The sequence below is a fragment of the Micromonospora sp. DT231 genome (genome assembly GCF_049847025.1).
GTDB lineage: Bacteria > Actinomycetota > Actinomycetes > Mycobacteriales > Micromonosporaceae > Micromonospora.
In genome coordinates this window covers 900,186-922,750 of the sequence record NZ_JBNCNO010000001.1, presented here as the reverse complement: position 1 = coordinate 922,750, position 22,565 = coordinate 900,186, and the positions used below count along the sequence as shown (strand labels likewise).

22 protein-coding genes are annotated in these 22,565 nt (G+C 70.4%); 10 read left to right on the top strand and 12 right to left on the bottom strand.

All coding sequences use genetic code 11. The features are described from left to right. Positions 1-11: 11 nt before the first annotated feature. The 3 genes from pafA to rfbA form a co-directional block, all read right to left on the bottom strand. Positions 12-1,370, bottom strand: a complete 1,359-nt coding sequence (gene pafA / locus ACPXBU_RS04130) for a Pup--protein ligase (protein ID WP_363689441.1) — start codon at positions 1,368-1,370, stop codon at positions 12-14. 68 nt (positions 1,371-1,438) lie between these two features. Further along, positions 1,439-2,062, bottom strand: coding sequence for a dTDP-4-dehydrorhamnose 3,5-epimerase (gene rfbC, locus ACPXBU_RS04125; RefSeq protein ID WP_393374460.1), 624 nt, complete (start codon positions 2,060-2,062; stop codon positions 1,439-1,441). Then, entirely contained in the window at positions 2,059-2,949 is an 891-nt protein-coding gene (gene rfbA / locus ACPXBU_RS04120; protein WP_393374458.1) for a glucose-1-phosphate thymidylyltransferase RfbA, read from the bottom strand. The genes rfbC and rfbA overlap by 4 nt, the downstream gene beginning before the upstream one ends. Positions 2,950-3,036: 87 nt before the next feature. Here rfbA and rfbB point away from each other — a divergent pair, with 87 nt between their 5' ends. The 5 genes from rfbB to ACPXBU_RS04095 are packed head-to-tail and all read left to right on the top strand — an operon-like array spanning position 3,037 to position 7,291. Continuing rightward, positions 3,037-4,038 (top strand): dTDP-glucose 4,6-dehydratase, encoded by a 1,002-nt coding sequence (gene rfbB, locus ACPXBU_RS04115; protein WP_425756486.1) that lies wholly within the window; start codon positions 3,037-3,039, stop codon positions 4,036-4,038. After that, positions 4,035-4,922, top strand: coding sequence for a dTDP-4-dehydrorhamnose reductase (gene rfbD / locus ACPXBU_RS04110; protein WP_425756484.1), 888 nt, complete (start codon positions 4,035-4,037; stop codon positions 4,920-4,922). The genes rfbB and rfbD overlap by 4 nt, the downstream gene beginning before the upstream one ends. Beyond that, the gene (locus tag ACPXBU_RS04105; RefSeq protein WP_425756482.1) at positions 4,919-5,290 is read left to right on the top strand and encodes a DUF2304 domain-containing protein; all 372 of its coding nucleotides are present in this window, start codon (positions 4,919-4,921) and stop codon (positions 5,288-5,290) included. Before rfbD ends, ACPXBU_RS04105 begins: the two co-directional genes overlap by 4 nt. Beyond that, a complete protein-coding gene (locus ACPXBU_RS04100) occupies positions 5,283-5,984 on the top strand; it encodes a glycosyltransferase family 2 protein (RefSeq protein ID WP_393317807.1) in 702 nt (233 codons plus the stop codon). Before ACPXBU_RS04105 ends, ACPXBU_RS04100 begins: the two co-directional genes overlap by 8 nt. Further along, positions 5,981-7,291, top strand: coding sequence for a lipopolysaccharide biosynthesis protein (locus ACPXBU_RS04095; protein ID WP_393373569.1), 1,311 nt, complete (start codon positions 5,981-5,983; stop codon positions 7,289-7,291). The genes ACPXBU_RS04100 and ACPXBU_RS04095 overlap by 4 nt, the downstream gene beginning before the upstream one ends. A gap of 134 nt (positions 7,292-7,425) precedes the next feature. Here the strand turns inward: ACPXBU_RS04095 and prcA are convergent, their stop codons facing one another. The 6 genes from prcA to arc all read right to left on the bottom strand — a co-directional run bounded on the left by prcA (position 7,426) and on the right by arc (position 13,703). Next, on the bottom strand, positions 7,426-8,253 hold the full coding sequence (gene prcA, locus ACPXBU_RS04090) for a proteasome subunit alpha (protein WP_425756480.1): 828 nt from the start codon (positions 8,251-8,253) through the stop codon (positions 7,426-7,428). Between the two features lie 61 nt (positions 8,254-8,314). Continuing rightward, positions 8,315-9,154, bottom strand: coding sequence for a proteasome subunit beta (gene prcB, locus ACPXBU_RS04085; protein WP_393373564.1), 840 nt, complete (start codon positions 9,152-9,154; stop codon positions 8,315-8,317). After that, on the bottom strand, positions 9,073-9,744 hold the full coding sequence (locus tag ACPXBU_RS04080; protein WP_425756479.1) for an endonuclease VII domain-containing protein: 672 nt from the start codon (positions 9,742-9,744) through the stop codon (positions 9,073-9,075). The genes prcB and ACPXBU_RS04080 overlap by 82 nt, the downstream gene beginning before the upstream one ends. Positions 9,745-9,750: 6 nt before the next feature. Further along, the gene (locus tag ACPXBU_RS04075) at positions 9,751-9,966 is read right to left on the bottom strand and encodes a ubiquitin-like protein Pup (protein ID WP_088948111.1); all 216 of its coding nucleotides are present in this window, start codon (positions 9,964-9,966) and stop codon (positions 9,751-9,753) included. 104 nt (positions 9,967-10,070) lie between these two features. Continuing rightward, positions 10,071-11,588: a depupylase/deamidase Dop gene (gene dop, locus ACPXBU_RS04070; protein ID WP_425756477.1), complete on the bottom strand. Its 1,518-nt coding sequence runs from the start codon at positions 11,586-11,588 to the stop codon at positions 10,071-10,073. 330 nt (positions 11,589-11,918) lie between these two features. Then, entirely contained in the window at positions 11,919-13,703 is a 1,785-nt protein-coding gene (gene arc, locus ACPXBU_RS04065) for a proteasome ATPase (protein ID WP_393373558.1), read from the bottom strand. A 178-nt stretch (positions 13,704-13,881) separates the two neighbouring features. Between arc and ACPXBU_RS04060 the strand changes: the two genes are divergently transcribed. Further along, positions 13,882-14,175 (top strand): ferredoxin, encoded by a 294-nt coding sequence (locus ACPXBU_RS04060; protein WP_357254249.1) that lies wholly within the window; start codon positions 13,882-13,884, stop codon positions 14,173-14,175. Positions 14,176-14,227: 52 nt separating this feature from the next. On the opposite strand, the gene ACPXBU_RS04055 is transcribed toward ACPXBU_RS04060, so the two are convergent. The 3 genes from ACPXBU_RS04055 to ACPXBU_RS04045 are packed head-to-tail and all read right to left on the bottom strand — an operon-like array spanning position 14,228 to position 16,996. Then, complete coding sequence (locus tag ACPXBU_RS04055; RefSeq protein WP_355029057.1) at positions 14,228-14,800, bottom strand: hypothetical protein; 573 nt, start codon at positions 14,798-14,800, stop codon at positions 14,228-14,230. Positions 14,801-14,846: 46 nt separating this feature from the next. Continuing rightward, positions 14,847-15,845: a tRNA (adenine-N1)-methyltransferase gene (locus ACPXBU_RS04050; RefSeq protein WP_393373554.1), complete on the bottom strand. Its 999-nt coding sequence runs from the start codon at positions 15,843-15,845 to the stop codon at positions 14,847-14,849. Further along, on the bottom strand, positions 15,842-16,996 hold the full coding sequence (locus tag ACPXBU_RS04045; RefSeq protein WP_393373552.1) for a site-2 protease family protein: 1,155 nt from the start codon (positions 16,994-16,996) through the stop codon (positions 15,842-15,844). The genes ACPXBU_RS04050 and ACPXBU_RS04045 overlap by 4 nt, the downstream gene beginning before the upstream one ends. Positions 16,997-17,073: 77 nt before the next feature. Between ACPXBU_RS04045 and ACPXBU_RS04040 the strand changes: the two genes are divergently transcribed. From ACPXBU_RS04040 to ACPXBU_RS04025, 4 genes are all read left to right on the top strand, one after another. Further along, positions 17,074-17,988, top strand: a complete 915-nt coding sequence (locus ACPXBU_RS04040; protein WP_425756474.1) for a RecB family exonuclease — start codon at positions 17,074-17,076, stop codon at positions 17,986-17,988. 217 nt (positions 17,989-18,205) lie between these two features. After that, positions 18,206-18,892 (top strand): response regulator, encoded by a 687-nt coding sequence (locus ACPXBU_RS04035; protein WP_393373546.1) that lies wholly within the window; start codon positions 18,206-18,208, stop codon positions 18,890-18,892. A 348-nt stretch (positions 18,893-19,240) separates the two neighbouring features. Further along, a complete protein-coding gene (locus ACPXBU_RS04030) occupies positions 19,241-20,008 on the top strand; it encodes an ABC transporter ATP-binding protein (protein WP_393373545.1) in 768 nt (255 codons plus the stop codon). After that, positions 20,008-22,563 carry an ABC transporter permease gene (locus ACPXBU_RS04025; RefSeq protein WP_425756471.1) on the top strand — a complete coding sequence of 852 codons (2,556 nt, stop codon included), beginning with the start codon at positions 20,008-20,010 and terminating at the stop codon, positions 22,561-22,563. Before ACPXBU_RS04030 ends, ACPXBU_RS04025 begins: the two co-directional genes overlap by 1 nt. Positions 22,564-22,565 lie beyond the last annotated feature (2 nt).

The following is a 22,565-nucleotide window of genomic DNA, read 5'->3' as shown; positions in this document are numbered from 1 at the left end:
CCGGCAACCGGTCACATGCTGGCGATCAGCCGCTCCACCCGCTCGTCGTACGCCCGGAACGGGTCCTTGCAGAGCACGGTGCGCTGCGCCTGGTCGTTGAGCTTCAGGTGCACCCAGTCGACGGTGAAGTCCCGCCGCTTCTCCTGGGCGTGCCGGATGAACTCGCCGCGCAGCCGGGCCCGGGTGGTCTGCGGTGGGGTCTCCTTCGCCTCGAAGATCTCCGGGTCGGTGGCCACCCGGTCGACCTCGCCACGCCGCTCCAGCAGACCGTAGAGGCCGCGACCGCGACGCACGTCGTGGTAGGCCAGATCCATCTGCGCCACCCGGGGGTGCGACAGCGGCAGGTCGTGCTTGCGCTGGTAGCGCTCGATCAGCCGCAGCTTGCTGACCCAGTCGATCTCCCGGGAGACGGGCTCCAGGTCGCCGCTCTCCACCGCGCTCAACACCCGACCCCACAGCTCGACGACCCGCTTGGCGGCCTGGTCGCCGCCGCGACGCTCGACGAACTCGGTGGCCTTGGACAGGTATTCCTGCTGGATGTCCAGGGCACTGACCTCCTTGCCGGAGGCCAACCGCACCTTGCGCCGGCCGGTGATGTCGTGGGACACCTCCCGGATCGCCCGGATCGGGTTCTCCAGCGACAGGTCGCGCATCACCACCCCGGCCTCGATCATCCGCAGCACGATGTCGGCGGTGCCGACCTTGAGCAGCGTGGTGACCTCGTTCATGTTGGAGTCACCGACGATGACGTGCAGCCGCCGGTAGCGCTCCGCGTCGGCGTGCGGCTCGTCGCGGGTGTTGATGATCGGACGGCTGCGGGTGGTCGCCGAGGAGACGCCCTCCCAGATGTGCTCGGCACGCTGCGACAGGCAGTAGACCGCGCCGCGCGGGGTTTGCAGGACCTTGCCGGCCCCGCAGATCAACTGCCGGGTGACCAGGAACGGGATGAGTACGTCGGCGAGCCGGCCGAACTCCCCGTGCCGGGAGACCAGGTAGTTCTCGTGGCAGCCGTACGAGTTACCGGCCGAGTCGGTGTTGTTCTTGAACAGGTAGATCTCACCCGCGATGCCCTCGTCGTGCAGCCGCTTCTCCGCGTCGACGAGCAGGCCCTCCAGGATCCGCTCGCCAGCCCGGTCGTGGGCGACGAGATCGGTCACCGAGTCGCACTCCGGTGTCGCGTACTCCGGATGCGACCCGACGTCCAGGTAGAGCCGGGCTCCATTACGCAGAAAGACGTTGCTCGACCGACCCCAGGACACCACGCGACGGAACAGATACCGCGCGACCTCGTCCGGGGACAGCCGCCGCTGCCCGCGATAGGTGCAGGTGACGCCGTACTCGGTCTCGAGGCCGAAGATTCGCCGCTCCATGGTGTGACATTAGCCGCCCGGAGGCCCCGTTCGTCACTGTCACACCACAGGTCGTGCCCCGGGGGCGGTCACATACCGGTTGAGTGCGACATTCCGTCCGGACCGATGCTCGCCACGAACCGCCGGCAGCTCTCGTACTCCGGCAGCAGGCCGCTCTCGCGCGCCTGGGCGAGGGTCGGCGCCGCGTCGTCCCGCGCGGACAGCAGCGGGACGTCGGCGGGCCACTCGATGCCCAACTCCTCGTCCAGCGGGTGCACCGCGTGCTCACCCGTGGGGTTGTAGCTGGCCGAGCAGAGATAGCTCAACGTGGCGTCGTCGCTCAGCGCGCAGAAACCGTGCCCCAGCCCCTCGCTGAGGTAGACCGCCCGACGGTCGGTGTCGTCCAGCCGGACGCCCTCCCAGCGGCCGAAGGTCGGCGAACCCACCCGCAGGTCCACGATCACGTCGAGGACCGCCCCGCGCACACAGGTCACGTACTTGGCCTGCCCCGGCGGAACGTCGGCGAAGTGGATGCCGCGCACCACGCCACGGGCGGAGACCGACAGGTTGGCCTGGGCCAGCCGCAGCGGGTGCCCCACCACGTCGGCGAGCTTGTCGAAGCGGTACCACTCCATGAACATGCCGCGCGGGTCGCCGTGCTGCTGGGGGGTGATCTCCCAGGCGCCCTCGATGCTCAGCTCCCGGATCTTCACCAGGCCCCCCCGTGTCGGCCGTTCGGCTCGGCGAGCAGGCCGAGCAGGTAGTCGCCGTAACCGCTCTTGGTCAACGGCGTGGCCAAGGCGCGCAGCTGGTCGTCGTCGATGAGGCCGGCCCGCCAGGCCACCTCCTCGACACAACCGATCTTCAGACCCTGCCGCTCCTCGACCACCCGGACGAACTCGGCAGCCTGCATCATCGAGGCGAACGTGCCGGTGTCCAGCCACGCGGTGCCCCGATCCAGCACCGTCACGGACAGCTCCCCGGTCTCCCGGTACACCTCGTTGACGGCCGTGATCTCCAGCTCGCCGCGGGCGCTCGGGGTGAGCTTGCGGGCGATGTCCACCACCCGGTTGTCGTAGAAGTAGAGGCCGGGCACCGCGTAGCGGGACTTCGGCCGAGCCGGCTTCTCCTCGATCGAGAGCACCCGACCGGCGTCGTCGAAGTCGACGACACCGTATTCCTGCGGGTTGGCCACCTGGTAGGCGAAGACCCGCCCACCGACCGGGTCACCGTGGGCCGCGAGCTGCCGGCCGAGACCACCGCCGTGGAAGATGTTGTCGCCGAGGATCAGCGCCACCGACTCCGCGCCGATGAAGTCCGCACCGAGGATGAAGGCCTGCGCGATGCCCTCCGGGCGCTCCTGGCTGACGTACTCCAGCCGCAGCCCGAACTGGCTGCCGTCGCCGAGCAGCCGACGGAACTGGTCCTGGTCGTCCGGAGTCGTGATCACCAGGATCTCCCGCACCCCGGACATCACCAGAGTGGAGAGCGGGTAGTAGACCATCGGCTTGTCGAAGACCGGCATCAGCTGCTTCGAGACCGCACGGGTGATCGGCCAGAGCCGAGAACCGGTGCCGCCGGCAAGTAGGATTCCACGCACCGGGGCAGCCTAGCGGCACAGAAGCGCCATGTGCGGGGGGGTCGCGCCCCGCCTGGCGCACCCAACTTCGCGTACACTTCCCGACCCGTGAGGATCCTCGTCACCGGCGGAGCCGGATTCATCGGGTCGGAGTACGTTCGCCTGCTGCTGGGCAAGCCCCTCGGCAGTGCCGACGGCGTGCCGCCACTCGAGCCGGCGGTCGTGACCGTGCTCGACAAACTGACCTACTCGGGCAACCTGGCCAACCTCGACCCCGTCCGCGACGACCCGCGACTGCGGTTCGTCCAGGGCGACATCTGCGACCCGACAATCGTCGACGAGGTCGTCGCCGACCACGACGTGATCGTGCACTTCGCCGCCGAATCACACGTCGACCGCTCCATCGAAGGCGCCGCCCCGTTCGTCACCACGAACGTGCTCGGCACCCAAACCCTGCTCGACGCCGCCCTGCGCCACCGCACCAGCCGCTTCGTGCACGTCTCCACCGACGAGGTCTACGGCTCCATCGACGAAGGCTCCTGGACCGAAACCTGGCCCCTCGCGCCGAACTCCCCCTACTCGGCATCCAAGGCCGGCTCCGACCTGCTCGCCCTGTCCTACCACCGCACCCACGGCATGGACGTCGTCGTCACCCGCTGCTCCAACAACTACGGCCCCTACCAGTTCCCCGAAAAAGTCATCCCCCTGTTCGTCACCAACCTCCTCGACGGCGGCACCGTCCCCCTCTACGGCGACGGCGCCAACATCCGCGACTGGCTGCACGTGCACGACCACTGCCGCGGCATCGCCCTGGTCCAGCAGAAGGGCCGCGCCGGAGAGGTCTACAACATCGGCGGCGGCACCGAGCTGACGAACAAGGAACTCACCGGCCGGCTCCTCGACGCCTGCGACGCCGACTGGGACCGCGTCATCCCCGTCACCGACCGCAAGGGCCACGACCGCCGCTACTCCCTCGACATCACCAAAATCCACAACGAGCTCGGCTACACCCCCAGCATCACCCTCGACGCCGGCCTCGCCGACACCGTCACCTGGTACCGCGACAACCGCACCTGGTGGGAACCCCTCAAGACCACACCCACCGCATGACCCGGCTACTCGTCACCGGCGCCGGCGGGATGCTCGGCCGGGACCTGGTCACCGTGCTGCACACCCGGCCCGACCTCAAGGTGACTGCCGCCGGCCGCGCCGACCTGGACATCACCGACCCCACCACCGTCCGGGCGGCCGTCGCCGAACACGACATCGTGATCAACGCGGCGGCGTGGACGAATGTCGACGGCGCCGAGACCAACGAGGCGGCGGCCACCGCCATCAACGGCACCGGCGTGGAGAATCTCGCGTCGGCGTGTGCCGCCAGCGGCGCGCGGCTGATCCAGGTCTCCACCGACTACGTCTTCTCCGGCGACGCGCACACCCCCTACCCGGAGGACGCGCCCACCGCACCAATCAACGCGTACGGCCGGGGCAAGCTGGTCGGCGAGCAGGCCGTCGCCCGGCTGCTGCCCGACCACGGCTACGTGGTCCGCACCGCCTGGCTGTACGGCGCGCACGGGCCGAACTTCGTGGCCACCATGCTCCGGCTCGCCGGCCAGCGGGAACAGATCAGCGTGGTCGACGACCAGCACGGCCAGCCCACCTGGTCCTACCCGCTCGCCGAGCGGCTCGTCGCACTCGCCGACGCCGCCCTGGAGGGCCGGGCCGCTCCCGGCATCTACCACAGCACCTGCGCCGGCCAGACGACCAAGTACGGGCTCGCCCGCGCCACGTTCGCCCTGGCCGGTCTGGACCCGGACCGGATCCGACCCACCACCAGCGACCGGTATCCTCTTCCTGCTCCCCGCCCGGCGTACAGTGTGCTAGCGCACAGCCGCTGGGCGGCCGCGGGCCTGCCGTCGCTGCCGGACTGGCACACCACCCTGGCCGACGCGTTCGCCTCCCCCGCTCCGCCCGCTCCGTGGAAGGTCGCATGAAGCTCACCCTCGTCACCGGCTTGACCGGCCTGATATTGCTCGCCACGATCGTCGAGCTGTTGCGCCGTCGACAGCTTCGCGAGAAGTACGGCATGCTCTGGCTCGGCGTGCTGGTGATCGTCATCCCCCTGTCGCTCTTCCCCCGCCTGCTGGACAACGTCGCCGAACTGCTCGGCGTCGCCTCCGGTGTGAGCCTGGTGCTCTTCCTCGGCATCATCTTCCTGCTGCTGGTGTGCGTGCACCTCAGTTGGGAGGTCAGCGCCCTGGAAGAAGAGACCCGCACGTTGGCAGAAGACTTCGCCCTGCTCCGCACCGAGATCGAGGCGGACCGGGCGGCCCGAGACGAACTGGTGCGCACCGATGGTTAACGGCAAGCGGGTCCTGATCATCATCCCGGCGCTCAACGAGTCCGGCTCGATCGCCGACGTGGTCGGCGAGGTTCGCGGCGAGCTGCCCGGCGTCGACGTGATCGTCATCGACGACGGCTCCACCGACCGCACCGCGGCGGTCGCCGCCGCCGCCGGCGCCCTCGTCGCGAAACTGCCGTACAACCTCGGCGTCGGCGGCGCCATGCGGGTGGGCTACCGCTACGCGCGCGACCACGACTACGACGTCGCCATCCAGATCGACGCGGACGGCCAACACGACCCCCGGTACGTGCCGAAGCTCGTCGACCTGCTCGACGAGACCGACCTGGTGATCGGCGCCCGGTTCGCCGGCGAGGGTGACTACAACGTCCGCGGCCCCCGCCGCTGGGCCATGGTCATGCTCTCCGGCGTGCTGTCCCGCGTCGCACGCACCAAGCTCACCGACACCACCTCCGGGTTCCGGGCCGCCAACCGTCGAGTGATCGACATGTTCGCCACCTGGTACCCGGTCGAATACCTGGGCGACACCGTGGAGACGCTCGTGCACACGGCCCGACGCGGCTACACCATCCGCCAGGTGCCGGTCGCCATGCGCAAGCGGATGGCGGGCACCCCCAGCCACTCCCCCGCCAAGGCCATGATCTACCTCGGCCGCGCGTTCGCCGTCCTCACGTTGGCGCTCATTCGCCGGTGATCCGCCGGCTCCTGAGTCTGGTCCCACCGGGCACCGTCGCCGTCGGCGCCGGCCTCGCCCTGCTGGGGCTCGCCTCCTACGTCCACCTGGCGGTCGCCGGGCACAGTCTCACCGAGGCGGACTACAACTCCCTCTCCGTGCTCTGGACGATCGTCTTCACCCTCGGCATCGGCCTGTTCATGCCTGTCGAGCAGGAGGTCGCCCGACTCGTCGCCGCACGGCACAGCCAGGGCCTCCCCCCCGGGCCGGTACTGGCCCGGGGGGCGGCCCTGGCCGCAGGCCTGCTCGCCGCCGTGGTCGCGCTGATCATCGTCTTCCGGGAGACGCTCGCCGACCGGCTCTTCGCCGGCGACGGCACCATGGTCACCGTCCTGATCGGCGCGCTGGCCGGACTCGCCGTCGCCCACACCACCCGCGGCATCCTCTCCGGCCTGCAACTGTTCCCCTGGTACGGCACCCAACTCGGCATCGACGGCGGTCTGCGGATCGTGCTCGTCACCGTCCTCGGCCTCAACGGCGTCACCAACCCCGTCTGGTACGGCGCGGTGCTCGTCATCGCTCCCGTCGCCGGCGCCATCCTCACCGCACCACCGGTCCTGCGCGCCGTCGGCGGCGGCACCCCCGTCGCCTGGGCGACCCTGCTGAGGGGCCTCGGCCTCCTCACCGCCTCCAGCCTGCTCGCCCAGGTCGTGGTCAACATCGGCGTGATCAACGTCAAGGTGCTGGACCCATCCGACGAGGCGACCGCCGGCGCGCTGCTCTCCGCGCTGGTGCTGGTCCGGATCCCGCTGTTCGTCTTCGCCTCGTTGCAGGCATCGCTGCTGCCCGGCCTCTCCACCTCGGCCAGCACCGGCGACCTCACCGGGTTCCACAGCCTGCTGCGCCGCGCCCTGGGCATCGTCAGCGCGCTCGGCCTCACCGGCGCCGTCCTCGCCGTGCTCCTCGGCCCACGGCTGGTGCAGATCCTGTTCGACGCTCCCGGCGTCCTCGGCCACGCCGACTTCGCGTGGCTCGCCGTCGCCACCCTCGCCTACCTGTGGGCGATGGTGCTCGGCCAGGCGCTGCTGGCCCTCAACCGGCACCGGGCACAGGCACTCGCCTGGGCCATCGGCGTGGCCGCCCTCGTCGTCGCGACGCTCGCCCCGGTCTCCACCGCGCTGCGAGTCGAGCTCGGCTACGCCATCGGCTCCGTCGTGGTCGCCGCCGTGATGGCCGTGCTGCTGCGCACCCGCGCCACCCGCCCGGCAGCACCCACCCACGCCCCGGCCTTCGAGGCCGCCGCGCCGGGAGTGACCGGAGGGGTCTGATCCGGGCCGCACCCCCGCGCATCGTGGTCGGACCGACCCACGGCGCGCGGGGATGACCCGGCCACACCGCAGGCGCTGGACATGCTGCGGTGGGCGGCCCTGACACCCGGCCGCCCACCGCAATCCGACAGGTGTTACTTGCCGTCCGCCGGCTTGTCCTCCAGGTCCGCGGACGCCGCCGACGTCGTCGGCTTGTGCGACTCGGTGGTGGGCTGCGCCGGAGTGTCCGGGCCACCCGCCTCCGCCGGCTGCTCGGCCGACACGTCGCCGTCCAGCAACGCGGTCAGCGCCGCACCGGTGATCCGGCGGAACGTACGCCCCACCCGGTGACGGTCCAACACCGCCACCTCCAACTGGTTGGCGGCGATCGTCCGGGCCGCGCCACCCTCACCACCAACCGTGCTCAACGCCCGCACCGCCACCCGGGCCGCCTCGGCGAGGGACATGTCCGCACGGTGCTGGGACTTCAACACACCGGTGATCGCCTCGGCCTGGCCACCCATGGCCATCCGCCCCGGCTCGTCGTTGACCGAGCCGTCGTACGTCAACCGGTACAACTCGTCATCGTCCGCGGTCGCCCCGACCTCCGCCACGCAGATCTCCACCTCGAACGGCTTCGACTGCTCGGTGAAGATCGCACCGAGCGTCTGCGCGAACGCGTTGGCCAGGGCCCGCCCGGTGACATCACGCCGGTCGTAGCTGAGCCCGTTCAGGTCGGCCATCCGCACGCCGGCCCGGCGCAGATTCTCGAACTCGTTGTACCGACCGACCGCGGCGAACCCGATCCGGTCGTAGATCTCGCTGACCTTGTGCAGGGCGCTGGAGAGGTTCTCCGCGACGAAGAGCACCCCGCCGGAATAGCTGAGGACCACCGCGCTGCGCCCCCGAGCGATGCCCTTGCGGGCCAACTCGGAGCGGTCGCGCATGATCTGTTCGGGCGAGGCGTAGAACTGCATGGCCACGGCGGCGGTTCTCCTTACGGCGCGGTGCTGACGACTGCTGACTGGTGGGGGTGGACGGGGCTCAACCGCCCGGGTTCTCCATCCGACCGGCGACCACGCCCTCGGCGATCGCCGCCGTCTCGGCGTCGGTCAACCGGCGGGTGCCCTCGGCGGTAGCGGTCATCACCACCGGATAGATCCGACGGGTCAGATCCGGTCCGCCGGTCGCGGTGTCGTCGTCGGCCGCGTCGTACAGCGCCTCGACCGCGAGACGGGTGGCGTCGTCGATCGACACTCCGGCGCGGAACCGCTTCTTCAGCGCCGACTTCGCGAACAGCGAGCCGGAGCCGATCGCGTCGTAGCCGGTCTCCTCGTACGGACCGCCGGTCACGTCGAAGCTGAAGATCCGACCGGCCCGCGCCGGATCGGCGGCGGCCAGGTCGAAGCCGGCGAACAGCGGCACCACGGCCAGGCCCTGCATGGCCGCGCCCAGGTTGCCGCGGATCATCGACGCCAACCGGTTGGCCTTGCCGTCGAGCGAGAGCATCGCGCCCTCGATCTTCTCGTAGTGCTCCAGCTCCACCTGGAACAGTCGCATCAGCTCGATCCCGATGCCCGCCGTGCCGGCGATACCCACCAGGGAGTACGCGTCGGCCGGGTGCACCTTCTCGATGTCACGCTGGGCGATCAGGTTGCCCATGGTGGCCCGCCGGTCGCCGGCCATCACGACGCCACCGGCGGCCGAGATGGCCACGATGGTGGTCGCGTGCGGCGCCAGGTCCGCTGCCATGCCCGGCGGCAACGGCCGCCGGCCGGGCAGCATCTCGGGGGCCACCCGACTCAGGAACGTCGTGAAGGAGGACGTCCCCGCGTTGGTGAACACATCTGGTAGACGCCCGGATGGATCAAAGCCCGCTGCCACGTGGTTCCTCTCAGGTACGTGAATGCCCTGGCCAGCCTCATGGGACTGTCACGGAACTGGCCAAGACCACCGTTGCAGTTGAAGCAGAGTATCCCGCGCACCCATCCGGTGCGATGATCGTGGTCCAGATGTTGCGGGTCCGCGCCGCCGCAGATCGCGCAGACCCCGCCCTGCTCGGCCAGGAGCTCCTGAAACTCCTTCTCCCCGACGCCGTACCGCCGCCGCAGGTGGTACTCGCGGTTACCCCCGTACAGCCGCTGAGCGGTCTCCTTGCCACGGGCATTATGGCAGGGTTCGCAGTAGCTGTGCCGGCCGCTGGCCCTGGTCGTGGTGGTGGGGAAATCCTCCAGCGGCTTGATCTCCTCGCAGTCCGGACACCACTTGAGACCCTCGCCGACCGGTGTGGGCGACCGTCGCTGCGGGGCGATGCCCCGCTTACGCCGGCTCGCCGCGGACCGGAGAGCGGCACAGGCTTTGCAGTAGAAGGCGAGACCGTCTACCCGGCGACGGTCTCGGTGGAAGTCCGTGCTGGGCAGCACCCTCTTGCACTGCGGGCACGCCTTGTCCGGGGAGCCCGGCAAAACGGACATATGCCTTTATTCACCTCCTTTTTGTACATAACCCCTCACGAACTCCTCTGCGTTTTCTTCGAGGACGGAGTCGATCTCGTCGAGGAGGTCGTCGACGTCCTCGGTGATCTCGGCGTGCCGCTCGGCCACCTCGGGGTTGGCCTCGGTGGTGACGTCCTCGATTTCCTCGCCCTGACGGGACTTGCCGGACTGCGACTGGCCGCCGCTGTCATGAGTGGCCATTGCTGCCTCCTCCACGATCGTCTGCGATGAACTTACCTCGCGCGGGCGACGAAAAGCCCGCCGCGCGCCGGCTTGCGGCACGCGGCGGGCATTAGGACGTGCGTTCAGCCGCCGGTCAACGTCTCCAGCAGATCCTTCGCGCTGGCGCAGCGGTCGAACAACGCTCCGACATGCGCCCGCGTGCCCCGCTCCGGCTCCATCATCGGCACCCGGACGAGCGACTCGCGGCCCACGTCGAAGATCACCGAGTCCCAGCTCGCGGCGACGACCTCGGACGCGTACTGGGCCAGGCAGCGGCCCCGGAAGTAGGCCCGGGTGTCCTCCGGCGGCTCGGTCATCGCGGTGCGCGTCTCGTCGTCGGTGAGCAGCGTCTTCATCGCCTTTCGGGTGACCAGGCGGTGGTAGAGGCCCTTCTCCGGCCGGACGTCGGAATACTGCAGGTCGACGAGTTGCAGCTTGTGCGAGCCCCAGCCGAGCTTCTCGCGCTCCCGGTAACCCTCGAGCAGCCGCAGCTTGGCCACCCAGTCCAGCTCGTCGGCGCAGAGCATCGGGTCCCGGCCGAGCCGGTCCAGCACGCTCTCCCAGCGGTCGAGCACGTCGACGGTCTGCTCGTCGGCGTCGGTGCCGTAGCGGTCGTCGACAAAGGACCGGGCCCGTTCCAGGTACGCCCATTGCAGGTCCAGTGCGGTGAGCCGGCGACCGTCGCGCAGTCGCATGAGGTGTGCCAGGCCGGGATCGTGGCTGACCGCCCGCAACTCGCTGACCGGGTCGGCGATGCCGAGGTCGGCGCCGAGCGCCTTCTCCTCGATCATGTTGAGGATCAGCGCCGTGGTGCCGACCTTGAGGTAGGTGGAGATCTCGGAGAGGTTGGCGTCGCCGATGATCACGTGCAGGCGGCGGTACTTGTCGGCGTCGGCGTGCGGCTCGTCGCGGGTGTTGATGATGGGCCGCTTGAGGGTGGTCTCCAGGCCCACCTCGACCTCGAAGAAGTCGGCGCGCTGGGAGATCTGGAAGCCGCTCTGACCGCCGTCCTGGCCGATGCCGACCCGGCCCGCGCCGCAGACGATCTGGCGGGTGACGAAGAACGGCGTCAGGTACGACACGATGTCGGCGAACGGGGTCTGCCGGCGCATCAGGTAGTTTTCGTGGGCGCCGTAGCTGGCGCCCTTGTTGTCGGTGTTGTTCTTGTAGAGGCGGATCGGCTGGCTGCCCGGGATGGTGGCGGCCCGGCGGGACGCCTCGGCCATCACCCGCTCACCGGCCTTGTCCCAGCGCACGATGTCGCGGGGGGTGGTGACCTCCGGGGTGGAGTATTCGGGGTGGGCGTGGTCGACGTAGAGACGGGCCCCGTTGGTGAGTATCACGTTGGCGAGGCCGAGGTCCTCGTCCGCGAGGGCCTCGGCGGGGTCGTAGGCGGCCCCGGAGTAGGTGAATCCGCGGGCGTCGCGCAGCGGCGACTCTTCCTCGTAATCCCAGCGGGCTCGACCACCCCGGTTGAGCTCGGGGCGTGCCCCGTAGGCGTTGACCACCTGTGATGAGGTGACCATCGGGTTGGCTCCGGCCTGTCCGGGCACGGAGATGCCGTACTCGACTTCGGTGCCCATGATCCGACGTACCGTCATGCGACCACTCGCTTCGCTCGCCCCTGGAGCCGGCGTACCCGCCGCTCACACCATCGAGACTAGTCTGCGCGGTGGCCTACCGCGCGGCCCTGCCGGTCGGCGCGGCGCGGCTACCGTGCCGTGGCGGGTCCGGGTGGGCAGCACGCGCGGCCGGCGTACGGCGGCCGTTGATCCCGTGGATGTGCGTCGATGGCCTGCTGAGGGCCCGGGTCGGCCACGACGAGCCACGGTGTGCCGCGGGGGTGGCGCGGCCGGATCGCGGGGCCCGGACGCGCTGGTGGGACGCACGCAGCGGCGGCACCGGACGAGGTCCGGTGCCGCCGCTGGCGGTCAGAGGTACTGGCCGGTGTTGCTGGCGGTCTCGATGGACCGGCCGGCCTCGGCGCCCTTGCCACCGGAGACGAGCGTGCGGATGTAGACGATCCGCTCGCCCTTCTTGCCGGAGATGCGCGCCCAGTCGTCGGGGTTCGTGGTGTTGGGGAGGTCCTCGTTCTCGCGGAACTCGTCGACGCAGGCGTCGAGCAGGTGCTGCAGTCGCAGCCCCTTGCGGCCGGAGGTGAGGAACTCCTTGATGGCCATCTTCTTGCTCCGGTCGACGATGTTCTGGATCATCGCGCCGGAGTTGAAGTCCTTGAAGTAGAGGACTTCCTTGTCCCCGTTGGCGTAGGTGACTTCGAGGAAGCGGTTTTCCTCGGTCTCCGAGTACATCCGCAGCACCACGGCGTCGATCATGGCCGCGACGGTGGCCTGGGGGTCGGCCCCGTGCTCGGCCAGGTCGTCCGGGTGCAGGGGCAGCCCGGAGAGGATGTACTTGGAGAAGATGTCCTTTGCCGCTTCGGCGTCCGGTCGCTCGATCTTGATTTTCACGTCGAGACGACCGGGGCGCAGGATCGCCGGGTCGATCATGTCTTCCCGGTTGGAGGCGCCGATGACGATGACGTTCTCCAGCCCCTCCACGCCGTCGATCTCGCTGAGCAGCTGCGGGACGATGGTGTTCTCCACATCGGAGGAGACACCGGAGCCACGGGTCCGGAAGATCGAGTCCATCTCGTCGAAGAACACGATCACCGGGGTGCCCTCGCCGGCCTTCTCCCGTGCCCGTTGGAAGATCAGCCGGATGTGGCGCTCGGTCTCGCCGACGTACTTGTTGAGCAGCTCGGGGCCCTTGATGTTGAGGAAGAAGCTCGTGTGCTTCTCCTTGCCCTGCCGTTCGGCGATCTTCTTGGCCAGCGAGTTGGCCACCGCCTTGGCGATGAGCGTCTTGCCACAGCCGGGCGGGCCGTAGAGCAGGATGCCCTTGGGCGGGCGGAGCTGGTGCTCACGGAACAGGTCCGCGTGCAGGAAGGGCAACTCCACCGCGTCGCGGATCTGTTCGATCTGCGACTGAAGGCCACCGATGTCGCCGTAGTCGACGTCGGGCACCTCCTCCAGGACCAGCTCCTCGACCTCACTCTTCGGGATCCGCTCGTACGCGTACGCCGAGCGGGGCTCGATCATGAGCGAGTCGCCGGCCCGGATCGCGGAGCCGATGAGGGTCTCGGCGAGGTGCACGATGCGCTCCTCGTCGGAGTGTGAGACCACGAGCGCCCGGTCACCCGGCCCGCCGTTGGGTCCCTCCAGGATCTCCTTGAGCATCACGACCTCGCCGACCCGCTCATAGCCGAACGCGTCGACGATGTTGAGCGCGTCGTTGAGCAGGACCTCCTGGCCACGGAGCAGGTCACCCACGTCCAGCGAGGGTGAGACCGCGACCCGTAGCTTGCGACCGCCGGTGAAGACGTCCACCGAGCCGTCGTCGTGCTTTGCCAGGAAGACGCCATAGCCACTCGGCGGTTGCGCGAGCCGGTCGATCTCCTCCTTGAGCGTCACGATCTGCGTGCGAGCCTCCTTGAGGGTGCTCACCAGCCGGTCGTTGTTCTCGGTCAGCCGCGCCAACTGTGCCTGGGTGGCCGCCAGCCGCTCTTCGAGCTGCCGGACGTGTCGGGGGCTTTCGGTCAACTTACGCCGCACCAGAGCGAGTTCCTCCTGAAGGAACGCGACCTGCGTGGAGAGATCGTGGGCTTCCTTCTCCCACCGTGCGGCGCGCGAGTCCGCGTCGTCGCTGCGTGCTGCCACGTCCCACCTCCCCGGGGGGCTTGAACGTTCTGCCCTAACACTAGCCGCTATGAGGCCGATTCGGTCCCACGCAACACCCTCGTCACCGAACCTTGATCGCCAAGGGTGGCCTGACGGGCGGTTACCGGCGTTCGGGTACCGTCGGAGTGTAGGACGGGAGAACATGGGGGGTGCGCCGGTGACCGAGGTCGCGACCGATCAGCTACAGGTCTGGGTGGACCAGGATCTGTGCACGGGTGATGGGCTCTGCGTGCAGTACGCACCGGAGGTTTTCGAGTTCGACATCGACGGTCTGGCGTACGTCAAGGGCGCCGACGGTGAGCTGCTGGCGGCGCCGGGCAGCCGCGTCGACGTGCCCGAGCACCTGCGGCTCGAGGTGATCGACTCCGCGAAGGAGTGCCCGGGCGACTGCATTCACGTGGTGCGCGGCGACGGCGTCGAGGTCGCCGGTCCGGACGCCGAGGAAGACTGAGCCACCCGCCGGCCGGGCCACGTGGCCCGGCCGGGTCCGGATGGGTCACGTCTCAGAGCATCGGTCGGCCGACCACCGAGGCGACCAGCCGCGCGAATTCCTCCAACCGGGCGATCTGCCCGGCCCCGCCGTCGTCGAGGGTCTTGCCGAAGCGCAGCGCGTCGTGCCGTGGGGTGCCCACCATCTCCTCGCTCGGTGGCGCCTCGTCCAGTGAGGTGAGCAGCAGGTAGACGTCGATGCTGTCGACCCTGATCTCGCCGCTGTCGGCGCGGTTGAGCCGCCTCCGGCAGCCGACCTCGGTGACGGTGGAGACCGGCACGACCCGCAACGACGAGGTCATCGAGCCCGGTGGGCCCTCCTCCGGCGGCACGTCCTCGCCGTGCCAGAGGATCAGTCGGCTGCCGTCGCAGACGACGACCTCCTGCCACACGCCGTTGACCTCGTTGACGAAGCGTTCCAGGGTGAAGCCGAGCACCGACGCGCCGCGCAGCACGCCGCCGAGCGCCTCCAGGGCGACGTCCGGGTCACGCAGATAGGCCCGCGCCGCCGATTCCAGATCCTGGTAGGGCGACCAGTCGGGAAAGACCGCGGGGAGGTCACCGCCGCCGTAGCCCGGTCGGCTCATACCAGCGCCTCCCCCTGCTCGGCGATGCCGCCGGCCAGCTCGATGGTCACGGCCTGTCCATCTCCCCCGTACCGTCGGACTGCGCGTCCGCGGCCAGGGCGGCGGCCTGGCGGGCCGCCTCCGCCGCGCGCAGATCCTGGCGGCGCTGCGCGTACGCCTCGGTGCCCTTGCTGGGCTTGCGGCGACGCGGCGGCGCGGTGACCCCGGGGGCCAGCTTGCGGGCGGACACCAGGAACGCGGTGTGCGCGATCATCCGGTGGTCGGGCCGGACGGCGAGGCCCTCGGCGTGCCAGTCGCGCACCAGGGACTCCCAGGCGCGCGGCTCGGTCCAGCCGCCGCGCTCGCGGAGCGCCTCCACCAGCTCGGACAGCTGCGGCGTGGTGGCGACGTAGCCGATGAACACTCCGCCGGGGACCAGCGCCCGCTCGACCATGTCGAGGGTTTCCCAGGGGGTCAGCATGTCCAGGATGATCCGGTCGAAGCCGGTCTCCTGGCACTGCGCGACGTCGCCGACGTGCAGGTGCCACGACGGGTGCGGACCGTTGAAGAACGCCTCGACGTTGCGCTTGGCGATCTGGGCGAAGTCGTCGCGCAGCTCGAACGAGTGCAGCTCACCCTCGGTGCCGACGGCCCGTAGCAGGGAGCAGCTCAGCGCGCCGGAGCCGGCGCCGGCCTCGAGGACCTTCGCGCCGGGGAAGATGTCACCCATCGCGACGATCTGCGCCGAGTCCTTCGGGTAGATCACCTGCGCGCCGCGCGGCATGGACAGCACATAGTCCGACAGGAGGGGCCGCAGCGCGAGGAACGCGGTGCCGCCACCGGCGGTGGTCACGACGCTGCCGTCGGGGAGCCCGATCAGCGTGTCGTGCGCCAGGATGCCGCGGTGGGTGTGGAACTCCTTGCCGGGCTCCAGCGTCACGGTGTGCATCCGCCCCTTGGGGTCGGTCAGCTGAACCCGGTCGCCGGGCCGGAACGGCCCACGGTGCACGGGTGTCAGCGCCGGGGTGGTGGGGTCGGCTCCGACGGTGGAGGGAGTTGCGGTCACGGTGTCATCTTCCGGTTGGGTTCGAGGAGCTGTGCAAGGTCCGCGATGTGCAGAATGCCGACGACATCTTCGCCTGACGTCACCACGTACTGCGCGCCCGGGTGGGTCTGTACGGCCTCCATCACCCGCTCGCCGTCCCAGCCGACGGCCAGCGCGGGAAGTGTGCCCAGTGCTCGGGCGACGGCGTCCACGGCCAGCCATGGTCGGCGGTCGACGGGCACCGCGTCGGCGGCGGCCGGGTCGACGAGCGCCACCGGCCGTCCGGTGGAGTCGGTGACCAGCAGGGCCGAGGCGGGCTGGCCGCCTTCGGCGCGTCGACGCTGGGCCTCGGCCAGGGGTGTTCCGGTGGCCACCGGCCAGACCGGGCGGGCCAGCTCAGAGAGGTCGATCAGCGGGAACCGGCGGCTGACCCGGGCGGCCCGGATGGCCTGCCCGGCGCCCCGCCACAGGGTGACGGCGACCAGCAGCATCAGCGGCAGCGCCAGCGGCGACAGGTAGTCGGCCACGGTGAGGAGCCCGACCAGGGCGGCGGTGGCGACCGCGACGATCCGGCCGGCCCAGCCGGCGACCTCGGTGCCGAGGTGCCGGTCGTGGGTCAGCCCCCACACGGCGGCGCGCAGCGCCCGGCCGCCGTCGAGCGGCAGCCCGGGCAGACTGTTGAACAGCGCGACGATGACGTTGCTGACCGCGAGTTGGAAGGCGAGTTGGTGTGCCACCGTCCGCTCGGGCAGGGCGAGGGTGGCGGCGACCGCGAGGACGCCGAGCACCGCGGACACCGCCGGGCCGGCCAGCGAGACCAGCAGGTCGACGCGGGGGGACGGGGCGTCGCGGTCCATCTCGGTGTAGCCGCCGAGCAGCTCCAGGGTGATTCCGCGCACACCGATGCCGTACCGGCGGGCGGTGAGGGCGTGGCCCAGCTCGTGCAGCAGCACCGAGCCGAGCAACGACACCACGAACCCGAAGCCGATCAGGTAGCCGCTGAGCTGCGGCAGGTCGAGCTGTCGGCGGGCGAATTCGGCGTACAGGACGGCGATGAGCACCGCGAACAGGACCATGGAGCCGTTGAGGTGCAGCGGCACCCCGAACACCCGGCCGACGTTCAGGCCGAGACGCCGGTCGGGTCGGCGCGGCGGCCGGGATGTCTGCTCCATCGCCACGATGCTACGGACCGTCGCCGTACGGGGCGGCCGGCGGTCGGTGTCACACCGGTGCCCTAACCTTTGCCGACATGACGGCGGAACCGGTCACCACCTCCCAGTCCTCCTCCCCGGCGCAGGCGCCGCCGACGGTGCGGGCCTCGCTGTCGCCGTCGCGGGCGGCGGATTTCAAGACCTGCCCGCTGCTCTACCGGTTGCGCAGCATCGACCGGCTGCCCGAGCGCACCACGATCGAGCAGGCCCGGGGCACGCTCGTGCACGCGGTGCTGGAGCGTCTGTTCGACCTGCCCGCGCCGGGCCGCACGCCGGCGGCGGCCGGCGACCTGGTGGCCCCCCAGTGGGACCGGCTGGTGACCGAGCAGCCGGAGTTGGCCGGGATCTTCGACGGCGCGGAGCCGGCCGGGCCGGTGGAGTTCCTGCGCTCGGCCGCGGGGCTCTTGGAGGGCTACTTCGCGGTGGAGGACCCGACCCGGCTGGAGCCGGCCGAGCGGGAGAGCCTGATCTCGGCGGTGGTCGACGACGAGTTGTTGATCCGGGGTTACCTCGACCGGCTCGACGTCGCCCCGGACGGCGCGCTGCGGGTGGTCGACTACAAGACCGGGGGCGCGCCACGGGAGGCGTTCGAGGCGCGGGCGCTGTTCCAGTTGAAGTTCTACGCCCTGGTGTTGTGGCGCACCCGGGGGGTGGTGCCCCGGGTGTTGCGGTTGCTCTACCTGCGCGACGCCGAGGTGTTGGACTACACGCCGGACGCCGACGAGCTGGTCCGCTTCGAGCGCACGGTGGTGGCGCTGTGGCGCGCGATCGAGCAGGCCACCGTTCGGCAGGATTTCCGGCCCCGGCCAAGCCGGCTGTGTGACTGGTGCAGTCACCAGGCGCTGTGCCCGAGCTTCGGCGGCACCCCGCCGCCGTTCCCGGTGGCGGCGGCGACCGCTGATCCGCTGCGCGACGCCCGGTCCGCGCCGGTGGTGCCCGGCGCCGACGAGTGACGACCCGCGGCGGGCCGCTCGCGCCCGGCGCGGTGTGTCCGGCCGGTCGCTGACCCCGTCCGCGGGCTGTGCGGCCCGCTGGGCGGACCCGACCGAAGCGGTGTCGCTTCGGTGGGGACACCGCGGCGGGGTGGCCTCTACCGTGGTCCGCGACGCACCGTCCGCCGTACGCGAGGATGGGCGGTGCGGGCACCACGTCGGCGGAACGGGAGACGAGATGACGGATCGGGTGGCCTCGGCGCGGCCGGTGCGGATCCTGCTCGCCGACGACCAGCCGCTGCTGCGTACCGGCTTCCGGATGGTGCTGGGGGCCGAGGGCGACCTGGACGTGGTGGCCGAGGCCGGCGACGGTGTGGAGGCGGTGGAGCTGTCCCGGCGGCTGCTGCCCGACGTTGTGCTGATGGACATCCGGATGCCCCGGATGGACGGGGTGGCGGCGACCCGGGCCATCGTCGACTCCCGGCTGCCGGTGCGGGTGTTGGTGCTCACCACGTTCGACCTGGACGAGTACGTGGTGGGGGCGCTGCGCGCGGGCGCCAGCGGGTTCCTGGCCAAGGACGTGCCCGCCGAGGAGCTGATCGCGGCGATCCGCACGGTGGCCGGCGGGGACGCGGTGGTCGCGCCGCGGATCCTGCGGCGGCTGCTGGAGCGCTTCGCCGACCTGCTGCCCGATCCGGCGGCGACGCCCGCGCCGGTGCTCGACACTCTCACCGACCGGGAACGCGAGGTGCTGGTGCAGGTGGCCCGGGGGTTGTCCAACGCCGAGATCGCGGCGGTGCTGTCGGTGAGCGAAACCACCGTGAAGACCCACGTCGGGCGTCTGCTGACGAAGCTGCGCCTACGGGACCGGGTGCAGGCCGTGGTGCTGGCGTACGAGTCGGGTCTGATCCGCCCCAGGGCGTAGCCGGCGGCCGGCGGCTACCCCACCCGGCGTACTCGAGAATCCCTCCGCGGGGGGACGGCGCGGTTGCCGTGGTCACCTACCGTGACCGGAGACGGCTCGGCGCGGTTGACCCTCCTGTGACGTCAGGGGGCAGTGTCGGTGTCGGCGCTGTCGCCGGTCGTCTGTCGATCGGTCGTCGGGTCAGGGGCAACCCTGATCCGACATCGGGGGCCACCCGCAGCGGGAAATCCGCGCCGGGTCCCCCCAGGGGCGGACGGAACGGGCGTGAGCAGCGCCGATGATGGAACAGTCACGCCGGACCATCGGGGGGCGGCGTGGGAAGACGGACAGACGGAAGAGGTAGATGACGTGACCGCGACGGTAGGCCAGCAGGCGCAGGCCGCGGCCCGGGCGAACGACGTGTGGAAGGTGTACGGCAGCGGCGAGGCCCAGGTCGTCGCGCTGCGGGGGGTCAGCGCCGAGTTCGAACGTGGCCGGTTCACCGCGATCATGGGGCCGTCGGGTTCGGGTAAGTCGACGCTGATGCACTGCCTGGCCGGCCTGGACTCGGTGACCCGGGGGACGGTGGCGATCGGTGAGACGACGGTCACCGGGCTGGGCGACGCGGGGTTGACGAAGCTGCGCCGCGACAAGGTGGGCTTCATCTTCCAGCAGTTCAACCTGCTGCCCACGTTGACCGCCAAGGAGAACATCCTGCTGCCGTTGTCGATCGCCGGCCGCAAGCCGGATCCGGCCTGGTACGACACGGTGATCACCACGGTTGGTCTGAAGGACCGGCTGGACCACCGGCCGGCGCAGCTCTCCGGTGGGCAGCAGCAGCGGGTGGCGTGCGCGCGTGCCCTGGTCTCCCGCCCGGAGGTGATCTTCGCGGACGAGCCGACCGGCAACCTGGACTCGCGCTCCGGCGCGGAGGTGCTCAACTTCCTGCGGAGCTCGGTCCGTGAGCACGGCCAGACGATCGTGATGGTCACCCACGACCCGACCGCCGCCGCGTACGCCGACCGGGTGGTCTTCCTCGCCGACGGGCAGATCGTCTCGGAGTTGATCGAGCCGACCGCCGACACGGTGCTGGACACCATGAAGAAGCTGGACACTCCGGCCGAGGTGGGCAACTGATGTTCCGGGCGACACTGAAGAGTCTGCTGGCCCGCAAGGTCCGGCTGATCCTGTCCGGTCTGGCGGTGGTGCTCGGGGTGATGTTCGTCTCCGGCGCCTTCGTGTTGACCGACACGCTGGGCCGTTCGTTCGACTCCGTCTTCGCCGACGGCTTCTCCGAGATCGACGTGAACGTCGCGGCGAAACCGAAGGTGGAGCTCAGCGAGATGGAGGGCGAGCAGACGAACGCCCCGCTGCCCGCCGCCGTGGTGGAACGGGTCAAGCAGGTGCCGGGGGTGGCCTCGGCGACCGGCATCGTCAACGCCGACGGCGCTCGCGTGATCGGCAGCAACGGCAAGGTGATCACGTCGTTCGGCCCGCCCCAGTTGGGCGAGAACTGGATCGGCGAGAGCGAGCTGATGCGGTTGCGGGAGGGGCGCGCGCCGCAGGCCGAGGACGAGATCGTGCTCAACAAGGCGTTGGCCACGACGGCGAAGGTGCAGGTCGGCCAGAAGGTCGGCGTGCTCACCGCGTTCGAGTCGAAGAAGCGCGACTTCACCCTGGTCGGCATCATGGGTTACAGCGGTGACCGGGACTCGATCGGCGGGGTGAACGAGGTCTTCTTCACCACGCCGGTGGCGCAGCGGCTGATGCTCGGCCAGCCGGACACGTTCAGCAGCGTCACCGTGAGCGCCGCCGGCGGGGTCTCCGACGAGAGGCTTCGTGACGACGTGGCCCGCTCCCTGGGCCCGGACTTCGAGGTGAAGACCGGCAAGCAGGTCGCCGCGGACGCGTCGGCCAGCCTGAAGGAGGGCCTGTCCTTCTTCAACAAGATCCTGCTCGGCTTCGCCGCGGTGGCGTTGCTGGTCGGCACGTTCCTGATCCTCAACACCTTCTCGATCATCGTCGCGCAGCGCACCCGGGAGTTGGCGTTGATGCGCGCCATCGGGGCCAGCGGGCGGCAGATCATCGGCTCGGTGGTGTTGGAGGCCATCGCGGTGGGGCTGATCGCCTCGGTGCTCGGTCTCGCTGCCGGCATCGGGGTGGGGGCGCTGCTGGCGTTCCTCTTCGGCAAGCTGGCCGGTGGCCTGACCCTGGCCGGGATCGGCGTGCCGGCGGCCGCGGTGATCGGCTCGTTCGCGGTCGGCCTGGTCATCACTGTGGTGGCGGCCCTGCTGCCGGCGCTGCGGGCGGCGCGGATCCCGCCGATCGCGGCCATGCAGGACGTGGCCACGCCGGACCGGCCACTGACCAAGATCACTATCACCGGGTCGGTGGTCACCGGCATCGGCGCGGTGCTGCTGTTCCTCGGGCTCAGCGGCAACGCCCGAGGCAGCACGCTGCCCACCATCCTCGGTGGGGTGCTGTTCGCCTTCATCGGTGTGGCGCTGCTGACCCCGCTGATCAGCCGGCCGGTGGTGAACCTGCTCGGGGCGATCTTCTCCTGGTCGGTGCCGGGCAAGCTGGGCCGGCTCAACTCCGGGCGCAACCCGCGCCGCACCGCGATCACCGCCGCCGCGCTGATGGTCGGCATCGCGCTTGTCACAGGCGTCACGGTGATCCTCGACTCGGCCAAGGGCAGCATCAGCGCGCTCGCCCAGGACACCATCAAGGCCGAGCTGGTGATCTCCGGTCAGCAGGGTGGCCCGCGTCCGCCGAGCTTCGACCCGGCTGTGCTGGACAAGGCGAAGACCCTGCCCGGCGTGCAGCTTGTCGACGGCGAGTACGGCGACATGGCGAAGCTCGACGGCGAGAGCACCTGGGTCGCGGCGAGCAGTGACATCACGTCGCTGCGGCAGATCTTCGGGGCGAAGGCCACCGCCGGTGACATCGACCGGCTCGGGCCGACCCAGATGCTGGCCAGCTCGGACACGGCCACCTCGCGTGGCTGGTCGGTGGGTTCCACGGTCAAGGCGCAGCTCACCCGGGGTGAGGTGCGGACGTACACGATCAGCGGCATCTACGAGTCGTCGCAGCTGACCAACCCGGTGACGTTGCCGCTGCAGGCCGCGAAGGACTTCACCATCCCGCAGCCCATCCAGGGCTTCATCCAGCTCGCCCCCGGTGCCCGGGTCGCCGACGTGCAGCCCCAGGTGGAGACGTTGCTGGCGGACAGCCCCGAGGTGTCGGTGGCCGACCGGGACGCGTTCATCAAGCAGCAGACCGGTCAGCTCGACGGGCTGCTCACGATGATCCAGATCCTGTTGGCCCTGGCCATCGTGATCGCCGTGCTCGGCATCATCAACACCCTGGCGCTGTCGGTGCTGGAGCGGACCCGCGAGTTGGGTCTGTTGCGGGCGATCGGCCTGCGTCGGGGCCAGACGATGGGCATGATCACCGTGGAGGCGGTGGTGATCTCCGTGTTCGGCGCGCTGCTGGGCGTGGCGGTCGGCACCGGCCTCGGTGCCGCGGTGGTCGAGGCGCTCAAGGACGAGGGCATCACCGACCTGATCCTGCCCTGGGGGCAGATGGGTGTCTTCCTCGGTCTCGCCGCGATCATCGGCGTGGTGGCCGCGGTGCTGCCGGCCATCCGGGCGGCCCGGATCAACGTCCTGGGCGCGATCGCCCACGACTGAGC

Bases quoted from the DNA above. Each gene is read 5' to 3' on its own strand.
- ACPXBU_RS04025 (WP_425756471.1), top strand. From the start codon at position 20,008: ATGTTCCGGGCGACACTGAAGAGTCTGCTGGCCCGCAAGGTCCGGCTG.
- dop (WP_425756477.1), bottom strand. From the start codon at position 11,588: ATGACGGTACGTCGGATCATGGGCACCGAAGTCGAGTACGGCATCTCC.
- ACPXBU_RS04100 (WP_393317807.1), top strand. From the start codon at position 5,283: ATGGTTAACGGCAAGCGGGTCCTGATCATCATCCCGGCGCTCAACGAG.
- ACPXBU_RS04105 (WP_425756482.1), top strand. From the start codon at position 4,919: ATGAAGCTCACCCTCGTCACCGGCTTGACCGGCCTGATATTGCTCGCC.
- rfbD (WP_425756484.1), top strand. From the start codon at position 4,035: ATGACCCGGCTACTCGTCACCGGCGCCGGCGGGATGCTCGGCCGGGAC.
- ACPXBU_RS04075 (WP_088948111.1), bottom strand. From the start codon at position 9,966: ATGGCCACTCATGACAGCGGCGGCCAGTCGCAGTCCGGCAAGTCCCGT.
- pafA (WP_363689441.1), bottom strand. From the start codon at position 1,370: ATGGAGCGGCGAATCTTCGGCCTCGAGACCGAGTACGGCGTCACCTGC.
- ACPXBU_RS04055 (WP_355029057.1), bottom strand. From the start codon at position 14,800: ATGAGCCGACCGGGCTACGGCGGCGGTGACCTCCCCGCGGTCTTTCCC.
- ACPXBU_RS04035 (WP_393373546.1), top strand. From the start codon at position 18,206: ATGACGGATCGGGTGGCCTCGGCGCGGCCGGTGCGGATCCTGCTCGCC.
- ACPXBU_RS04045 (WP_393373552.1), bottom strand. From the start codon at position 16,996: ATGGAGCAGACATCCCGGCCGCCGCGCCGACCCGACCGGCGTCTCGGC.
- ACPXBU_RS04040 (WP_425756474.1), top strand. From the start codon at position 17,074: ATGACGGCGGAACCGGTCACCACCTCCCAGTCCTCCTCCCCGGCGCAG.
- ACPXBU_RS04080 (WP_425756479.1), bottom strand. From the start codon at position 9,744: ATGTCCGTTTTGCCGGGCTCCCCGGACAAGGCGTGCCCGCAGTGCAAG.